Raw genomic sequence first — 17,800 nt, 5'->3', positions numbered from 1 at the left:
CCATCCCGATCGGACGCTACGGGACCACGGGGCGCTCCGGGTCGACATCGGGTCACGGGTCGGCGGGCAGCAGATCCGTGTATGGCGGTCGAGCTCCTCGGGCCAGGTGTCGGCGTGCTTCGTGACGCGGTGCTGGCCGCGCGTGCGGGCTCGGACGAGACGTCTCAGGCGGCCGGGCCCTCTACTGCGTCGGTCGTCGGCTCGATGAAGAAGTTGTCGCGGAACAGGCCCGTGGGGTCGTAGCGGCGTTTGAGGCCGCGCAGCCGGGCGAGGTGGGCGGGTGGGAACGCGCGCTCCAGCCACAGTGGTCCGGTGCCGGTCTCGAAGCTGAGGTAGCTGCCGGACAGGTGTGGGACGAGCCGTTCCCAGGCCGTGTCGAACGCCGGGCCGGTGCCGAAGCCGGAGAGCGAGAAGGCCGCGCTGCGGCCGGCGTACGCCGTGGCCCCGCTCGGTACGTCGGCGACCGCGCCGCCGACGGCGCGGATCGAGAAGAAGTACGACGTGCCCGCGTCGAGCAGGTCCGCGAGCTCGGCCGCGAGCTCGGGGGAGAGGTGGTCGGCCAGACCGGAATGGGTGTGCGGCTCGCCGCGGCCCTGCTGCGGCTCGTCGCTGCTGAACAGGCCCATCACCTGCTCGTAGGTGGTGAGCGCGACCTGCTGCTGCATCAGCGGCGCGATCTCGGCGATCGGCTGCAGGCGCTCGATGACGGTGTCGGGGTCGTCTGCGTCGACGACCAGCATCGCCTGGGCGATCCGCTGTCCGCCCCGCCGAGCGCCGAGGATCACCTGGCCGGTGACGCTGCGGTCCGCGGACTCGATCTCCTGCCCCCACCGCTGCAGGAAGGTCGCGGTGTCGCTGGCGTCGAAGGCGAGCTGAGCGAAGGCGATCGTGCCGACCCGGGCGGCGGTGAGCTCGAAGGAGGTGGCGATGCCGAAGTTGGCCCCGGCGCCGCGCACGCCCCAGAACAGGTCGGGCTCCTGCTCGGCGCTGGTGCGCACGACCCGGCCGTCGGCCAGGACCAGCTCGACCGCGGTCAGGTGGTCGATGGTCAGGCCGTGGCTGCGTGCGAACCAGCCGATCCCGCCGGCGGTCGCGAGCCCGCCGACGCCCACGCCGCCGTAGTCGCCGCTGCTGATCGCGAGACCGTAAGGCGTGAGCGTGCGGGCCACGTCGGCCCACCGGGCGCCGGGTCCGAGCCGGACGCGGCCGGTGTCGGGGTCGAGCACTTCGACGGTGTCGAGCGCGCTGACGTCGATGACGAGTCCGCCGTGGTTGAGGGAGCGCCCGGAGATGCCGTGCCCGGCGCTGAGGACGCCGAGCGGCAGCTCGCGGTGCGCGCGGGCGACGGCGACCGCGGTCTGCACCTCGGCGACGGTCCGCGGCCGGAGCGCGAGACCGGGGGCGCCGCCACGCAGGTGGCTCGACGTGTAGCGCGTGTACGCCGGGTCTCCCGGCTCGACCGCGCGCTCCGCCAGCTCGGGCGGCAGGTCGTCGTACCCGATGCCGGGGAGCCGCTTCGCCAGGGCCGAGGAGCGACGGACCCGGCCGCGCTCGCGCACCCCGGAGCTGTCGCGGGCCTCGGCGACCCGCTCGCGTACCTCGCCGGTCAGTGCGGCGAAGCGACGCAGTCCGCCCTCGTCGTCGCCCATCACGATGAAGGTGCTGACGCCGTCCTCGACGACGAGGCGCACCAGCTCGTCGGCGCCGGTATCGGGAGCGATGTTGAGCAACCGCACGACCTCGGCGGGGTCCCGGCCGGCCTCCCGGGCTGCCTCGTCGATCACGCGCATGCCGCGCTCGAGGTCGCCGGGCTGGAGGTACGGCATCGAAGGCAGCCAGCCGTCGGCCGCGCGGCCGATCAGGCGCAGCATCCGCGGCTTGAGCGCCCCGAGCCAGATCGGTACCTCGTGCGCGGGCGCCGGACCGCGCTTGGCGCCGCGGACCCGGTGGTGGGTGCCGTCGACGGCGAGGACCGACCGGTCGGAGGTGTCCCAGACGCCGCGGATGATCGTGATCGCCTCGGCCAGGGCGTCCACCGCCTCGCCGGGGGTCAGGCGGGTCCCGCCGTACGCCTCGATCGCGTCCCAGAACCCGCCGGCGCCCAGCCCCAGCGCGACGCGGCCGCCCGTGAGCAGATCGAGACTGGCCACCGACTTCGCCAGTACGGCGGGCGGTCGCAGCGGCAGGTTGAGCACGTTGCCGGCAAGGTGGATCCGCTCGGTGCGGGCGGCGGCGTACGACATCAGCGTCCAGGTGTCGAGGAACGACGGCTGGTAGGGGTGGTCCTGGAACGTCGCGAGGTCGTAGCCGAGCTCCTCGCTGAGGACCGCGAGCTCGACCGGCCGCCCGGGCGAGGCGGCCGCCGGGGTGATGAAGGATCCGAAGCGCAGGGGGTGACCGTAGTCGGGCATGCCACCAGCATCCGTCGTGCGACGGTGCGGCACCAACTGCGGGTAAGGGGGTTACTATGAGTAAGTGACCGCGAAGAGCTCGGCGCCCGACCGTCAGGACCTGATCGACGACGCCACCTGCCGGGAGGCCACGGCGGGCCTGGAGTTCGTCGGCCGCCGCTGGACCGGCGCGATCATGCTCGCGCTCGGCCGCGGCGCGTCGCGGTTCGGGGAGATCGAAGCGGCCGTCGACGGGCTCTCCGCGCGCCTGCTCACCGCCCGACTGCGCGAGCTGGAGACCTACGACGTCGTCGAGCGCGAGGTGATCCCGACGACGCCGGTCTCGGTGCGCTACCGGCTCACCTCACGCGGGCGCGACCTGCTGGCGGCGATGCAGCCGCTGGTGGCCTATCACCTGCGCTGGGGCGACAGTCCGCGTGGCTCGAACCCGTAAGGCCTGCGCCGATCTTCGATCGGCCCTTGTGAAACGGTTCACGGACGGCCGTGCGGACTGTCGTTCGCGAAGCGCCGGCAGGCCCGGGTCTCGGAAACTTGGACGTACGGACTGAGTCGTCGAGGACGCGACGGGCTGACCCCCGAGGCGGTGACGGCGGTGACGGCGATGGCCGATGGGCTCGTCGTGACGCCATCCGGTCAACCTGGGACCGGTTGCTAGCGCTGGGCCAGTGTCTATGAAACGGTTCACATCGCGTGACGGTCGCCACGCGGCACGGGGCTGATCGGGCAGCCGTTCCTGGCTCGACGGATGGGGAAGCAGTGACACGACTTCTGGCGCACGGCAACAGGCTCGCAGCGGCGGTACTGACCGCACTGGGGCTGCGATCGCGGATCGCCGGCCTGATCGTCCTGGCGCTCGGCCTCGGCGGCCTCGTCGCCGTCGGCGGGGCCGTGGGGATCGTCGCTCCGGCCCAGGCTGCGCCGCCCCGGGTCTGCGAGGCCGCACTGGACAGCGGGACCGACAAGGTCGTGCTGCTGGACCTGCCGGCCGCCGGGAGCACGGGCGCTGAGACGTACTCAGGCGGCCACCTCGCACCGGCCCGTGCGTCGGAGTGGACCAACTACTCGCTCGAGGGCGACGCCACCACGCCGAACACCCTCGCGGTGTCCTTCCGGCAGAACGCCAACAACGGCCCGTCCCTCCAGTTCGCGGGCGGGCAGAACACGCTCGGCCCGCTCCGGCTCAACAACGGGGGCTGGGCGGCCGACGGCACCCTCACGCTGCCCGCCGGCACGATCACGCCCGGTGCGCCCTTCCACTTCCGAATCGCCGTGAGCGGCCAGCAGGTCACCGTCTCGATCGACGGCGTCCAGGTGGCGCAGTACTCCCGCCCCTGGCTCCCGGTCTCCGGGACGATCGGCATCCGGGTCTCCGGGTCCGAGACCGGGACCCTGGACAACCTGGTCGTCCGTCAGCTCGACACGGGCAAGTACCTCTACGCAGACGACTTCGAGGACCGGGCGATCGGCACGAGCGGCGCCACCGCCGCCGGCTACGAGGGCCTGGAGATCGTCAGTGTCTGCACCGTGCCGGACTCACCGGACGACGCCTACTGGATCTGGACCTCGGACGCCTCCTCGGTCAACAACTGGGCCGCCTTCCGCAAGACCTTCACCGTCGACGACGTCTCGGAGCTGCCGGAGACGGTGAACGCGCGGATCTCCGTCGAGACCAAGTACTGGCTCTACGTGAACGAGGAGCTGGTGGTCTTCGAGGGTGGAGTGAAGCGAGGCCCCAACCGGGACGACTCCTACGTCGACAACGTCGACCTGCGGCCCTACCTGGAGGACGGGGAGAACACCGTCTCGATCCTCGCGGTCTCCTACGGGCGCGGCGGGTACGCCGGCCCGTACGCCGGCCGGGCCGGCTTGTTCTTCGAGGCCCCGGACCTCGACCTGCGCTCGAACGACACCTGGAAGGCGCAGCAGGTCGACGCCTACGGCTCGATGGCGGTGGACACCAACTACCGGCTCGCCGAGCCCAACGTCCGCTACGACGCCCGGGCCGAGCTCACCGGTTGGGCGAACTGGAAGCAGACGGACTTCGACGACTCGACCTGGCCGGTGGCGGTGACCTCCGGCAACGAGGGCAGCTCGCCGTGGAACCTCCTGGTCGACCGCCCGATCCCGCTGCTGAAGTACGACGAGGAGTTCACGACGTTCGCGGTCACCGACCCGAAGGTCAAGGTCAGCACCAGCGGTGGCGTCACGCAGTACGAGGTCCGGATGCCGGTCAACCACCAGCTCACGCCGTACGTGAAGCTCGGCCCGGACACCCAGGCCGGCAAGACCGTCGGGCTCAAGACCGACCGTGCCACCGTGCGGGGCTCCGGGATCGAGCAGGCCGTCCAGGCCGAGTACGTCACCAAGGCGGGTGCCCAGGACTACGAGTCCCTGGTGTGGATGAACGGCGACAAGCTGTTCGTCACCGCCCAGCCCGGAGTGCAGGTCGAGGAGTTCGGCTACCGCCTCTCCGGCTACGCCAGCGAGTTCGACGGCTCGTTCACCTCCGACGACGAGTACCTCAACAAGCTCTGGACGATGGCGCGCGACACCCTCTACGTGACGATGCGCGACTCCTACATGGACTGCCCGGACCGGGAGCGGTCGCAGTGGTGGGGCGACGCGACGAACGAGCTCGAGGAGGCCTTCTACGCCCTCGACCCCGCGGCCGCGGACCTGGCCCGCAAGGGCATCACGAACCTGATGGGCTTCCGCAACGGCGACCTGATCCCGACCCAGGCGCCCGCGGCGAGCTTCTCGGAGCTGCCCGCCCAGTCCCTGGCCGCGGTGATGAGCTTCTGGATGTACTACGAGTACTCCGGGGACGCCACGGCGCTGGAGGAGACCTACCTGCCTTCCGTGGCCTACCTGCGGACCTACAACATGGCGACCGACGGCCTGCTCAAGCACGACCGTGGCGGCACGTGGCACTGGCACGACTGGGGCTACAACGAGGACGGTCGCCTGATCGACACCCTGTGGTACTACATCGCCCTCCAGTCCACGATGAAGTCGGCCCGGACGCTCGGCGTGCCGGCGGACGACGCCGCGATCACCTGGATGCAGGGACGTGCGGACTCGATCCGGGACAACCTCGACAAGCTCTGGGTGGAGGGCAAGGGCTACTACGAGTCCACGGGTGACGGACGCGCCGACGACCGCGCGAACGCGCTGGCGGTGTACGCCGGCCTGGCGGACCCGGCCCAGTACGAGCAGATCCGTGACGTGCTCGTCAACGTCAAGAAGTCCAGCCCCTACATGGACAAGTACGTGCTCGAGGCGCTGTACCTCATGGGCTACCCGGACGACGCGGTCGCGCGGATGAAGGACCGCTACGCCCCGATGGTCAACGACCCCGAGCACTCCACGCTCTGGGAGTTCTTCGCCGGCCCCGAGCAGGATGACGCCGGCACCTTCAACCACGCCTGGACCGGCGGGCCGCTGACCATGATGAGCCGCTACGCCGCCGGCATCCAGCCGATCAAGCCGGGGTTCGCCGAGTTCGCCGTACGGCCGCAGCTCGGCACGCTGAAGACCGTGGGCGCGAAGGTCCACAGCGTCGGCGGGAAGATCCAGGTGGACATCGACGCGCGGGACCGCCAGGTCTACGCGCTGGACGTCCTGGTGCCCGCCACCACGGTGGCGCAGGTCCACCTGCCGACCATCGAGCCGTCGGACGCGACGGTGTCCGGTGAGCCGCTCAGCGAGTCGGCCTCCGGCGTGCTGGACGTGTCGGTCGACGAGGCCGCCGGCGAGACCGTGGTGCGGCTGCAGCCGGGCGAGTACTCGTTCGCCGTCGCGTCGCCTCCCGCGGCCGTCGCCCTGCCCCGCATCGGCACGGTGAGCCCGGGCGACAGCGCCCCGGGCGTCGTGAAGGTCGAGAACACCGGTGGCTCACGGATCGACTCGATCTCGGCCGTCGTGAGCGTGCCGGGGCTCGCGGAGCCGATGACGCTGACCGGCGGACCGGTGGCGGTGGGGGAGACCACCGAGCTCCCGTTCACCCTCGCGGTGCCGCAGGGGGCGCGCAACGGCGCGTCGTACGACGCCGACGCCGAGGTGACGGTCTCGTACGGCGACCGGCAGCGGACCTTCTCCGTCCCGACGACCGCCTTCCTGCGCGTCGCCGCCGATGTCACGGTCGACTCGGTCGTCGTCGGCGAGCGCGTCGGTGCCTACCCGAAGACCGGGCGGTGGACGGTCACCGCGACGGTCCGCAACAACGCCGAGACAGCGGTGACCGGGCAGCTGGCGGCACGGTCGGTGGCCCGGGTGCTCGAAGCGGGCGCGCCCTCGGAGCTGGTGACGATCCCGCCCGGCGGGTCGCGGCAGGTCGAGGTCACGGTGCACGGCGGCGGGGAGTACTGGTTGCCGATGATGCAGTCGGCGACCGTCGACTTCGTCGACCGCGGCTCGGTGCTGGCGACCGCGACGAGCGGCACCCGGATGAAGTGGTACGGACCGAAGGGCCAGGGCTGGAACACCACCGGCGCGGCTGCGATCACCGGGACGACCGACTTCGTCGACTTCGGGGACGGCGGCTCGGGCACGACGGGCAATGCCCCGGCGAACGTGCAGCCCGGCCCGACGGAGCTGGCACACAACCTGCGATGGGACTACCGCTCCACCATCCCGGTGGGCGGCACGAACACCGAGGGCGGCCTGACGCGCCGCTTCACCTGGGCGCGCGACGGCAGCTGGTACAGCGTGGACGTCGACGTGACCACCGGCGAGCCCTTCGTGCTGAGCATGCGGGAGACCGCGGACACCTCGGCCGCGAGCACCGTCGGGGTGGTGCAGACCCGACCCAAGCTCTACAAGATCCTGGTCGACGACGTCCTCGTCCGCCAGGTGAGGTACCTGATGCCGAACGAGGGCGTCGTCGGCAACACGCTGTCCAACTACCAGGTGCTGGTGGACGATCCGGCCGCGCTCGACGTCGACGGCGACGGGAAGGTGAGCGTCAAGTACCTCTACGACGGTCCCGAGGACGGCTACTACGATCCGTCGCTGACCGACCTGTGGGTCTCCGACGCGGCCGCCCCGGCGGCCGACGACCGGGCTCCGACCGTGTCGGCAGCACCGGCCGAGACGACGGCGTACGGCAACAACGGGTGGATCACCGAGCCGACGACGCTGCTCGTCCGGGCCGTGGACGACGTCGACCCCTCGCCCTCGGTGGAGGTCGCGCTGGACGACGAGCCGAGTGCGCCGTACACGGCACCGGTGCCGGTCGACTCCGACGGCACCCACGTGCTGCGGTACACCGCCACGGACGCCTCGTCGAACAGGTCCGTCGAGCAGTCGCTCACCGTGAAGGTCGACGGCACCAAGCCGGTGCCGGCCTTCGGCGAGTGGCCGGCCGGGGTGGTCCAGGAGGGTGAGGTGCCCGACGAGCCGGTGTGCCTGGGCACCGACGCGACCTCCGGCGTGGCGTCGTGTGTCCAGAGGGGCTACTCGACGGCGCCCGGCGCGCACACGATCACCCAGACCGTGGTGGACAACGCCGGGAACCGGGCCAGCGCGACGCTCGACTACGTCGTGGTGGCGGCCGACAAGTCGGCCTTGGGAGAGGCCCTGACCCAGGTGTCCGAGCTCTCGGCCGAGGACTACACGACGTCGACCTGGGGCGTGCTGACCGGCGTCATCGAGGGCGCGACCGGCGCCCAGGCGGTGTACGACGGCACGGAGTTCGCCCAGGCGCAGATCGATGCCGCCACCGAAGCGGTGAACGAGGCCGTGGCGGCGCTCGAGCGACGGGGTGACCCGACGGCGCTGGCGACCCTGATCGCCGCGGCCCAGGAGGTGGCACTCGACCTGGACGAGTACACCGAGGCGTCGGCGAGCGCGTTGCGCGAGGCACTGGCCGCGGCGCAGGCCGTCCACGAGGCCCGGGCCGACAAGACGCAGTCCCAGCTCGACGAGGCCACCATCGGGCTGCAGTCCGCGCTGGACGGCCTGACGGTGAAGCCGCCCGCGGCGCCCGACAAGACGGTCCTGCGGTCGGTGTACGACCAGGCGAAGGCACTGTCGAACACCGGCGACCGGTTCACCCCGGTCTCGTGGGCGAGGCTGCAGGCCGAGCTCGTCGACGCCGCCCAGGTCCTGGGTGACCCGACGGCGAGCCAGGCCCGGATCGACCAGGCGACGTCCGAGCTCGGCGCGGCGCTGACCGGGCTGCTCCCGGCGCAGGTCACGCCGGTGGTGACGAAGGTGAAGCTGAACCAGTCGCAGCTGCGACTGGTCAGTGGAGGGAAGCTCCGCCTGGAGGAGGGCGTCTACTACAGCGAGGGTCGTCCGTCGTACGGCGGCGCAGTGGTGTGGAGGTCGTCCAACCCCCAGGTCGCGACCGTGAGCTCGACGGGCGTCGTCCGGGCGAAGCGGACCGGGAAGGTGGCCATCACCGCGATCAGCGTGCGACCCGGTGCGTCCGGCACGAAGCTGTCGGCGCGCATCAAGGTGACGGTCGTCGGGACGCGGTCGAAGGCGAAGGTCAGTAGGGTCCGCGCCGTCGTACCGAAGTCGATGAAGGTGGGCCAGTCGGTCTACGTCACCGGCAGGTACGCCCCGGCGAACGCGACCGGCGTCAAGGTCACGTACCGGTCGTCGGCCACCGGGGTCGCCGAGATCGACGCCGCCGGCCGGATCCTGGCCAAGCGGAAGGGCGCGGCGAGGATCGTCGTGAAGGCCGGCGGCAGGACGACGACGTACACGATCAGGATCCGTTAGCCCGGAGGTGGCGGGTGGCCCGTTCGGCGGGCCACCCGCCTGTCCCGATCAGCTGTCACCGGCGAGCACCGAGGTGGTCGGCCGGTGGGGACTTCCTACAGACGCGCTGCGGTGCGTACCAGCCCGGCCACGCCGGGCGACGTGCTGTGCGGTGGCCAGGCGATGACGGTCGTGACCCGTGGGGCGTCCGAGAGCGGTACGACGGCCAGCCCGTCGCGCAGGTTGGCGCGGGCGGACTCGGGCAGCACGATCGCGGTGCGGCCGAGTCGCACCAGCTGCAGCACCTGCGTCAGGTCGCGGAGCTCGGGGCCGGGCCCGGCGGGGTAGGTGCCGTCGAGGTGCGGCCAGCGTGGCGTCGGCAGGTCGGGGATCGAGGTCGCCTCGGCGACGGTCATCGACGTCAGGGTGCTCAGCGGGTGGCCGGCGGGCAGGATCAGGACCTGCTCCTCGACCAGCAGCGTGTCCACGTCGAACCCGCTCAGGTCGTCGAACGGCCGGTGCAGGATCGCGACATCGGCGCGCCCGTCGCGCAGCATCGGGGCCTGGTGCCCGGGCGCGCTCAGCACCACGTCGACGTCGACGGAATCGGGTTCGGCGGCATAGGCGTCGAGCAGCTTGGCCATCAGCTCGCTCGACGCACCCGCCTTGGCGGTGAGCACCACCGAGGCTCGGCCGGCCGCCTCGACGGTCCGGCGGGTACGCCGCTCGGCCGCCTCGACCGCGGCGAGCGCCGCCCGACCCTCGCGCAGGAGGGTCTCGCCGGCGCTGGTGAGGGTCACGCCGCGCGGTGTGCGTACGAACAGGTCGGCGCCGAGGCGCCGCTCGAGCTGAGCGATCGCGCGCGACAGCGGCGGCTGGGCCATCCCGAGACGCGTGGCGGCCCGGCCGACGTGCGACTCCTCGGCGACGGCGACGAAGTAGCGCAGCTCGCGGGTCTCCACCTCGTCGAGGTTACGCGGCTCACCTGGCCTCATACCGCGGCGGTATCGGTCCCGACCCGATCGGTGTTGGATCGATGCACCGGTGCGAGCACATGATCGTGGCATGGCAGAGAACAGCACCGAGAACAAGAAGACAGCGTTGGTCACCGGCGCCAACAAGGGCATCGGCTACGAGATCGCCGCGGGCCTGGCCCGCCTCGGGTACCGCGTTGGCGTCGGCGCACGAGACACGGGCCGGCGCGAGGAGGCCGTGGGCAAGCTTCAGGCCGACGGACTCGACGTGTTCGGCGTACCACTCGACGTGACCGACGACGCGAGCGTCACCGCCGCGGCCGCCCAGCTCGAAGCGCAGGGCGGGCTCGACGTCCTCGTCAACAACGCCGCAATCACCGGGGGGATGCCGCAGGAGCCCACCAAGGTCAGCCCCGACCAGGTCCTCGCGGTCGTCGACACCAACGTCATCGGCGTCATCCGGGTGACCAACGCGATGCTGCCGATGCTGCGCCGCGCCTCGTCGCCGCGCATCGTCAACGTCTCGAGCACGGTCGGCTCGCTGACGCTGCAGACCGCGCAGGCCGCGGCGGTCGGCCCGATCTCGGCGGCGTACTCACCGACCAAGTCCTACCTCAACGCCGTCACGATCCAGTACGCCAAGGAGCTCGCCGGCACCGGCATCCTGATCAACGCCGGTTGCCCCGGCTACGTCGCCACCGACCTCAACGGCTTCCAGGGGTTCCGTACGCCTGAGCAGGGCGCCGCGATCTTCCTGGAGCTCGCGACGCTGCCCGACGGCGGACCGACCGGCACCTTCCGCGACGACGAGGGCATCCAGCCCTGGTGAGGTGTGCAGCACCGGCTCTTGGCGCGGACGTGTGCGAGCCTCGCCGTACCGACCGAGAGCCGGCTGCTGCTGGAGGTGCAGTAGGTCGTCCCGCTCCCTGCGGCCAGGGTCGTCCCGCTCCCTGAGGCCAGGGAGCCCATGCTCCGGAATGACGTCCCGCTGCGCAGGGCCTGAACGGGCGCAATGACGCACCTTCTCGTGAGGATGCCGAGCGGCAGATTGCGTGCGTCGATGCCACTCGAACGCCGGGTCAAGGACGGCGCAAGACGGCGTGCGAGGGCCTGTGGAAGATCCAAGCGGTCGAACGTGCGTTCGACTAGAATTGGGGCATCATTCCGCAGCGTTTGTGGAGCTCTCGGAGGCTCGCATGGACCACCCGATCCGGGTCGCCGCCCAGGTCATTGACGGTGCCCTGAAGTCGGTCGCTGACGTGAACCCGGCGTTCATGACCACCACCGACAAGGCCGCCGCCCTGGTCGAGCTGGCCGCGATCGAGACCCGGGTGGGCGAGCTGCGACTGCGGGTCACCGCCGACGCTTCTGACGTGGCCGAGGAGTCGGGTGCGCGGGACGTCGGGGCGTGGGTGGCGGCCGCGACGCGGCGTCGTCGTGGTGACTGTGCTGCGGATCTTCGCCTCGCGTTGGTGTTGGCCGACCGCCCGGTGCTGGCTGCTGCGGTGCGTGAGGGTGAGGTGAACCTCGCGCAGGCCCGGGCGATCGCGGTGTCTCTTGCCGAGCTGCCGGCCGAGGTCGACCCCTTTGTGGTCGACCGGGCGGAGGCCGCGTTGGTGGGGTATGCCGCGCGTTTCGACCCGGTCGAGCTGGGGCGCCTGGGTTGCCGGATCCTCGACGTCGTCGCCCCGGAGATCGCCGAGGGCGTCGAGGCCCGCCACCTGGCCGACCTCGAAGCCTCCGCCCACCAGCGGATGCGCCTCGGACTGCGGCCGATGGGCGACGGGACCACCCGCATCACCGGACTGATCCCGGACGCGTCCGCGGCTCGGCTCGCGACGTACCTGCACGCCTTCACCAACCCTCGCCGCGACGACGCCGACCCGGAACCGGCCCAAGCACCGCGGACTCCCCACGGCCGCAAGACCGCCCGCGCGTTCTGCCAACTCCTGGAGACCCTCGACCCGACCCGGCTCCCCATCCACGGCGGCGACGCCACCACCCTCGTCGTGACCATGTCGCTGGAGTCGCTCCGCGCCGAGCTCGGCACCGCCACCCTCGGCAACCCGGCACCGGGCGACTCGGCCGACCGGATCACCGCCGACGAAGCCCGTCGCCTGGCCTGCACCGCCCACCTCGTCCCGGCCGTCCTCGGCGGGAAGGGCGAGGTCCTCGACCTCGGCCGCTCCCAACGCCTCTTCACCCGCGCCCAACGCCGCGCCCTGGCCCTGACCGATCGCGAGTGCCGAGCCGAGGGCTGCCGGGTCCCGGCGCCGTGGTGCGAGGCGCATCACGCCGGCACTCCCTGGGCCGCCGGCGGCCGCACCGACCTCGCCGACGGGATGCTGCTCTGCTCCCACCATCACCACCGAGCCCACGACCCGACCTACACCTCAGGACGACTCCCCGACGGCGGCGTCCGCTTCCACCGACGAACGTAGGCCGGGGTGGCGGGTCATGGGCGGCTACGGAATGGGGCGCATCACGGAGTAGCCGAGTAGAGGGGCGGGTGCGCCTGACGCCCGACATGTGGCACCCCGCGAGACTGCACCCGTGCGCATTGGAACCTGGAATCTCGAGGGGCGTTGGGACGCTCGCCATCGAGACCTGGTCGACTCCATGGATTGCGACGTCATGTTGCTCACCGAGGTCTCTGAGTGCTTCGAGCTCCCGGGATACGACGTGCACCTTGGGCAGCAGTTGATGATGCCCGAGCGACGGTGGGCGGCCGTAGCGTCCCGCCTGCCGATGCGGCCGGAGCCAGATCCCCACGGCGCCTCAGCGATGGTCGTGATCGAGGGTCTGCGGGTCTGTTCATCCGTTCTCCCGTGGCGCTCGTGTGGCACCCACGGTCCCTGGACCGGTAGTACCACCGCGGAGAAGACCGCCGAGGCCGTCGCGGCGGTGGAAAGCGTGCGTCCGACGGTGTGGGGCGGAGATTGGAACCATGCCCTGTCGGGCCGCGAATGGGCGGGCTCGATGGCGGGCAGGCGGTACTTGTTGGCAGCAGTCGAACGCCTCTCGCTCCAGGTGCCTACCGCCTGGGAGCCCCACCATCTCGAGGATCTGCTCAGCATCGATCACCTCGCCGTGCCGCAGTCGTGGACGGTCGATGCCGTAGGCCGGCATCGCGCTTTCGTCGGGACCGGTCGGATCTCTGACCACGACGCGTATGCAATCGATGTCTCCATCGACACCACCGACGACTAGGAGTCAGCAGGAGGCGACAGAGGACTGCGGCGGTTGGACGCACCCGGACCTGCGGGAACAAACCGATGCCGCAGCGCATCCGAACTGCCTTCGGGCCCTCGCCGCCGAAACTTGGCCGCGCTGCTCGAGGGTCGCCCGCGGCGCTCGGCGCGAACCGGTGGCCGGCGGCACGGCGTCAGTCTGACGAAGGTTGCCCGACAGTCACCGTCAGTGGCGAGTACTCGCGCCGGCGGGCGGGACACGCCGATGCCACCCCGTTCGCCGCTGGTAGGCGTCGGCGACCCGCAACAGGGTGGCCTCGTCGAAGCCCCGGCCGACGAGTTGGCAGGAGAGCGGGAGTCCGTCGACGCCCACCCCGCACGGGAGTGACATGGCCGGCAGGCCCGCGAGGTTCCACTGGCCGCTGAACCCGGTGCCGGAGAACAGCCCGCCCATGTCCTCCTCGTCCCAGCGCGGCAGGGGAGCGACGAAGTACGGCGTGAGGAGCACGTCGACCTCCTCGAACACCACCGCCGCCGCTCGCCGGAACAGCTCGCGGACGACCGTGGCCCGGGCGTAGTCGCCCTCGGAGACGAACGCTCCCCGGGCGAGGGTCTCGCGGGTGGAGGCGCCGTAGTCCGACCAGCGGGTGGCCAGGTCCGCGCGGTGCAGCGCGAACGCCTCGTGCAGCCAGATGAGGTTGTTGGCGTGCCATGCCTCCGAGCGCAGGGGGACCGTCACCTCCACGAGGTCGGCTCCGGCGGCAGCGAGCTCGTCGACCACGGTGGCCAGGGCGGCGGCCACCTCGGTGCTGACGGCGGGATCGTCGAGCCAGCCGCGCCGGGGCAGTCCGACGCGCAGCCCGGTCAGGTCACCGTCGAGGACGGGGCCGTCGTGGGGGACGGCAGCGCCCCGGAGATCGGTCCGGTCCGGGCCGGCCAGCGCTTGGAGGAGCAGGGCGCAGTCCCTGCTGCTGCGGGCCATGGGTCCGACGGTGTCCAGGCTCGGTGCGAGTGGGACGACGCCGTGGGTCGGGACGAGGCCGTACGTCGGCTTGAGACCGGTGATGCCGGTCGCGGCCGCCGGCGCCCGGACCGATCCGGCGGTGTCCGTGCCCAGGCCGCCCAGTGCCATCCCGGTCGCGACGGCGATCGCCGTACCGGCACTCGATCCCGAGGGGGTCAGGCGCGGATCCCAGGGGTTGCGCGGGATCGGGAAGCCCAGAGCGGGGTCTGGGAGCCCGCAGGCGAACTCGCTGGTGGTCGCCTTGCCGACCAGGACCGCACCCGCCGCTCGCAGACGTGCGACCGAGGTGGCGTCGGCGCCGCCTCCCCATCCCGGGGCGAGGACCCGGCTGTTGGCGGTCGTCGGGGCGTCGCGCGTCGCGATGTTGTCCTTGACGGCCAGCGGGATGCCCTGCAGCGGGCCTCGGACGACCCCCGCGTCGAAGGCCCGGTCGGCCGCGCGCGCGGCGGCCAGTGCCGGCTCGGCCGTGACGGTGACGAACGCGCCGAGCTCGGCGTCGCGACGGTCGATGGTCTCGAGCGCGGCCGTGGTCAGGTCGACCGAGGTCAGTGAGCCGCTCGCGAGCGCGGCGGCCGCCTCCACCAGGGTGACGGGCATGGTCATGAGCGGCACTCACCCTCGAGCTCGGTCTCCGTCAGAGCCTGGAGCTGCCGGGTCCGGTCCTTCAGGACGACGTACGCCTCCCCGAGGCGGCGCGCTTCCGCTGCCGAGACTCCGATCCCCGCCTCTTCGAGGAGGGCGCTCGCAGCAGCCACCGAAGCCTCGGTCATCGACCCCTCCGTCAGTTGACTTATTTACAACATTGGTTGTTTTATCGACATGCCGAGTATGTCGGAGGAAACGGGTCCTGCGAAGGGCTGTCGGGTAACGAGCTCGTTTCCAGCTCGGCCCGATGCCGTCTGCCCACCGGCCGCCCGAGGTGACCCGACCGGGGGCATCGGCGCCGCCCCTCGGTCTCGCCGTCCTACCTCGTCGCGCTCAGCTGTACGACGGCGAGCACGCCCACCCCGGTGAGGCGAATGACGACGGGTCCGGTCGGCCCGTCGACCAGGGCCGTCTCGCCCTGATGGAGCTCGGCGGTGTCGTCGACGACCTCGATCGCCGCGCCCCCGGCGATCGCGTGGACGGCCACCTGCGCGCCCGCGTCTCCCGGGAGGGTCAGGGACTCGGGGCTGTGGTGCAGGGTGACGGCGGCGGAGAGGCCCTGGCGGCGCCACATCACGTTGAGCTGACGCGTGGGTCCGCCGAGCGGTTCGCCTTCCACCTCCTGCTCACCCGCGAATCGGTGTGACTGTCCCGAGCGCAGGGTGACGGCAGCCGCCCCAGGGGACGTCAGTCGAAGGCCGGAACCGCTCACCAGGATGAGCTCGCGGTCGACCTCCGGGAACGATGAGAAGGCGGCAGTCGCGTCGCTCTCGGCAAGGGACAGTCGCCAACTCCAGTCCAGGTCGGACGGCTCGGCGTGGATCTGCGTGGTCCAGCCGAGGCCGTTGCGCCACCGGGCGCGTCGATGCTCGGTGACCGGAAGGACCCGGATGCTGCTCACGGGCCAGAGGGTGTCACAGGACTCGCCTCGCTACCCGGCCTCGCTACCCGGCCTCGCTACCCGGCCTCGCTACCCGGCCTGGCGAACCTCGATGTCCGTGTAGAGCTCGGGGCGTCGGTCCGCGAAGACATGGTTCACGCCCGAGAGCTGCCGCTCCCGGGCCGTCGACAGCGACAGCTCGGCGACCGCCATCTGGTCGGCGCGAGGCAGGCTGAGCACCCATCCGGCGGTGTCGATGATGGCGGACCCGCCGGTGAAGTCCTGATCCCGCTCGCGCCCGGCCCGGTCGGCGCAGGCGACGTAGACATGGTTGGTGCGGGCCGCGGCGCGCGCCAGCATCACCTGCGGTGGCTCGTCGCCGTACGGGCGCTGGTCGAGCGCCCAGTTCGTCGGCACGGTGATCAGGTCGGCTCCCCGCAGCGCCGCGCTGCGGGCCATCTCGGGAAACTCCAGGTCGTAGCAGATCAGCACGCTGACCCGGCCGAACGGCGTGTCCAGGACCGGTGGGAGCTCGGTGCCCGGCGCGAAGAAGCGCTTCTCGCGGTTCCACAGGTGCGTCTTGCGGTAGACGGCCCGGACGCCCGACGCGTCGACCAGGGCTGCGCTGATGTGGACGTCGGCACCCGATCGCTCGGCGAAGCCCCCCACGACCAGCCCCGGCGCCCCCTCGAGTGCCGCCGCCCAGCGGGCGAAGACCGGGTGAGCGGCCGTGATCGCGCACGAGCGCACCTCGGCCGCGGTCTCGAACATGTAGCCGCTGAGGCACAGCTCGGGGAGGACGATGACGTCGGCACCGCGCTCCCGGGCGGTCTCGATCGCGTGCACGGACAGCTCGACGTTCGCGTCGAGGTCGAGCAGCCGGGGTGCGAGCTGTACGACGGCCACGGTCGCCGGCGCGGTCACGCCTCCCGTCCCGACGGGAAGCGGACGCCGTCACGAAGCGCGAGGAGGTCCTCCAGCTGCTCGGCGGCCTTCTTGAGGCTCGTGACGGCGTGGTCGATCTTCGGCTCGAGTCGGAAGGTCGGGCCCGAGACGCCGAACGCGGCGACCATGATCCCGCGGTAGTCCCGCACCGGGACGCCGACGGCCGTCAGGCCTACCTCGAACTCGTCCACGACCGTCGCGTAGCCGTCGTCGCGGGCGCGGGAGACGGCCTCCACCAGGCCGTCGACCGACTGCACGCCGCCGCTACGGGCGCTGCTCAGCTGCTGGCCGGCGTACATGTCCCGGATCTCGGCGGAGGTCCGGTCGGTGAGCAGGACCCGACCCACCGAGGTGGAGTGCAGGGACCAGTGCGAGGGCATCGCCTGGATGGAGTGGTTGGCGGTCCGCTCGGCGACGGTGAGGGCGTCGAAGCCCGAGCGCACGGAGAGGTAGACGGACTCATCCAGCTGGCCGACGAGGTCGTCGAGGACCTCGCCCGCGCACTCCAGCAACCGCTGGTCGCCGCTGACCTGCGCCATGCTGAAGATCCGCCAGCCCAGCCGGAACGCCCGGGTCTTGGGGTCGCGGTCGACCAGGCCGTACTCCGCCAGCACCTTCAGGCTGCGCGAGATCTGGCTCTTGTCCATGTCGAGGGCCTCGGCGATCTGGGTGACGCCGAGTCCACCGTTCTCGCGGGCGCGGCGGGTCTGGAGCGTCATCAGGACCTCCAGGCCCCGGCGGATGCTGGTGTCCCGTGTCGGTGGCATGGCAGTAGCGTCGGGCATCAGTTGCATGGACCGCAACAAGAATTGGCCCATTCACAAATTTGGAAACGAATTTGTAACGACTACGTCATTGCGCGGCCATACCGACACCGACATACTCCTCATGTCCATACGGCAACCGTAGTTGGCATAGTGCCAACAAGAGAAGAGGGTCGATGCGTCGCAGATCATGGCGGGCACTGTCCACGGCGAGTGCAAGTGTGGTCCTCGTGGCCTCGCTTGCGGCGTGCGGGGGAG

Annotated in this window: 12 protein-coding genes; 5 read left to right on the top strand and 7 right to left on the bottom strand. The window is 71.4% G+C overall.

Going from position 1 to position 17,800, the window contains the following annotated elements:
* Positions 1-164 precede the first annotated feature (164 nt).
* Positions 165-2,411, bottom strand: coding sequence for an LLM class flavin-dependent oxidoreductase (locus MUB56_RS21140; RefSeq protein WP_244928989.1), 2,247 nt, complete (start codon positions 2,409-2,411; stop codon positions 165-167).
* A gap of 64 nt (positions 2,412-2,475) precedes the next feature.
* Between MUB56_RS21140 and MUB56_RS21135 the strand changes: the two genes are divergently transcribed.
* On the top strand, positions 2,476-2,844 hold the full coding sequence (locus MUB56_RS21135; protein ID WP_244928988.1) for a helix-turn-helix domain-containing protein: 369 nt from the start codon (positions 2,476-2,478) through the stop codon (positions 2,842-2,844).
* A 323-nt stretch (positions 2,845-3,167) separates the two neighbouring features.
* Positions 3,168-9,140, top strand: a complete 5,973-nt coding sequence (locus MUB56_RS21130; protein WP_244928987.1) for an Ig-like domain-containing protein — start codon at positions 3,168-3,170, stop codon at positions 9,138-9,140.
* 95 nt (positions 9,141-9,235) lie between these two features.
* Here the strand turns inward: MUB56_RS21130 and MUB56_RS21125 are convergent, their stop codons facing one another.
* Positions 9,236-10,081: a LysR family transcriptional regulator gene (locus MUB56_RS21125; RefSeq protein WP_244928986.1), complete on the bottom strand. Its 846-nt coding sequence runs from the start codon at positions 10,079-10,081 to the stop codon at positions 9,236-9,238.
* A 103-nt stretch (positions 10,082-10,184) separates the two neighbouring features.
* Between MUB56_RS21125 and MUB56_RS21120 the strand changes: the two genes are divergently transcribed.
* From MUB56_RS21120 to MUB56_RS21110, 3 genes are all read left to right on the top strand, one after another.
* Positions 10,185-10,922, top strand: coding sequence for an SDR family oxidoreductase (locus tag MUB56_RS21120; RefSeq protein ID WP_244928985.1), 738 nt, complete (start codon positions 10,185-10,187; stop codon positions 10,920-10,922).
* Between the two features lie 367 nt (positions 10,923-11,289).
* Positions 11,290-12,534: an HNH endonuclease signature motif containing protein gene (locus MUB56_RS21115; protein WP_244928984.1), complete on the top strand. Its 1,245-nt coding sequence runs from the start codon at positions 11,290-11,292 to the stop codon at positions 12,532-12,534.
* Between the two features lie 112 nt (positions 12,535-12,646).
* Complete coding sequence (locus MUB56_RS21110; RefSeq protein WP_244928983.1) at positions 12,647-13,303, top strand: endonuclease/exonuclease/phosphatase family protein; 657 nt, start codon at positions 12,647-12,649, stop codon at positions 13,301-13,303.
* A gap of 207 nt (positions 13,304-13,510) precedes the next feature.
* Here MUB56_RS21110 and MUB56_RS21105 read toward each other — a convergent pair whose 3' ends face one another.
* From MUB56_RS21105 to MUB56_RS21085, 5 genes are all read right to left on the bottom strand, one after another.
* A complete protein-coding gene (locus MUB56_RS21105; protein WP_244928982.1) occupies positions 13,511-14,911 on the bottom strand; it encodes an amidase in 1,401 nt (466 codons plus the stop codon).
* The gene (locus MUB56_RS21100) at positions 14,908-15,078 is read right to left on the bottom strand and encodes a hypothetical protein (protein WP_244928981.1); all 171 of its coding nucleotides are present in this window, start codon (positions 15,076-15,078) and stop codon (positions 14,908-14,910) included. Before MUB56_RS21100 ends, MUB56_RS21105 begins: the two co-directional genes overlap by 4 nt.
* Before the next feature lie 194 nt (positions 15,079-15,272).
* Complete coding sequence (locus tag MUB56_RS21095) at positions 15,273-15,854, bottom strand: HutD family protein (protein ID WP_244928980.1); 582 nt, start codon at positions 15,852-15,854, stop codon at positions 15,273-15,275.
* Between the two features lie 69 nt (positions 15,855-15,923).
* Positions 15,924-16,757, bottom strand: a complete 834-nt coding sequence (locus MUB56_RS21090; RefSeq protein WP_244928979.1) for a nitrilase-related carbon-nitrogen hydrolase — start codon at positions 16,755-16,757, stop codon at positions 15,924-15,926.
* Positions 16,754-17,545 (bottom strand): IclR family transcriptional regulator, encoded by a 792-nt coding sequence (locus MUB56_RS21085; RefSeq protein WP_244928978.1) that lies wholly within the window; start codon positions 17,543-17,545, stop codon positions 16,754-16,756. The genes MUB56_RS21090 and MUB56_RS21085 overlap by 4 nt, the downstream gene beginning before the upstream one ends.
* Positions 17,546-17,800 lie beyond the last annotated feature (255 nt).

The sequence above is a fragment of the Nocardioides sp. W7 genome (assembly GCF_022919075.1).
Taxonomy (GTDB): Bacteria; Actinomycetota; Actinomycetes; order Propionibacteriales; family Nocardioidaceae; genus Nocardioides.
The sequence above is the reverse complement of the archived record's forward strand: the minus strand, read 5'-3'. Positions and strand labels throughout refer to the sequence as shown.

Coding starts and splice junctions, on each gene's coding strand:
- MUB56_RS21140 (WP_244928989.1), bottom strand. CDS start 2,411: ATGCCCGACTACGGTCACCCCCTGCGCTTCGGATCCTTCATCACCCCG.
- MUB56_RS21120 (WP_244928985.1), top strand. CDS start 10,185: ATGGCAGAGAACAGCACCGAGAACAAGAAGACAGCGTTGGTCACCGGC.
- MUB56_RS21115 (WP_244928984.1), top strand. CDS start 11,290: ATGGACCACCCGATCCGGGTCGCCGCCCAGGTCATTGACGGTGCCCTG.
- MUB56_RS21105 (WP_244928982.1), bottom strand. CDS start 14,911: ATGACCATGCCCGTCACCCTGGTGGAGGCGGCCGCCGCGCTCGCGAGC.
- MUB56_RS21100 (WP_244928981.1), bottom strand. CDS start 15,078: ATGACCGAGGCTTCGGTGGCTGCTGCGAGCGCCCTCCTCGAAGAGGCG.
- MUB56_RS21085 (WP_244928978.1), bottom strand. CDS start 17,545: ATGCCACCGACACGGGACACCAGCATCCGCCGGGGCCTGGAGGTCCTG.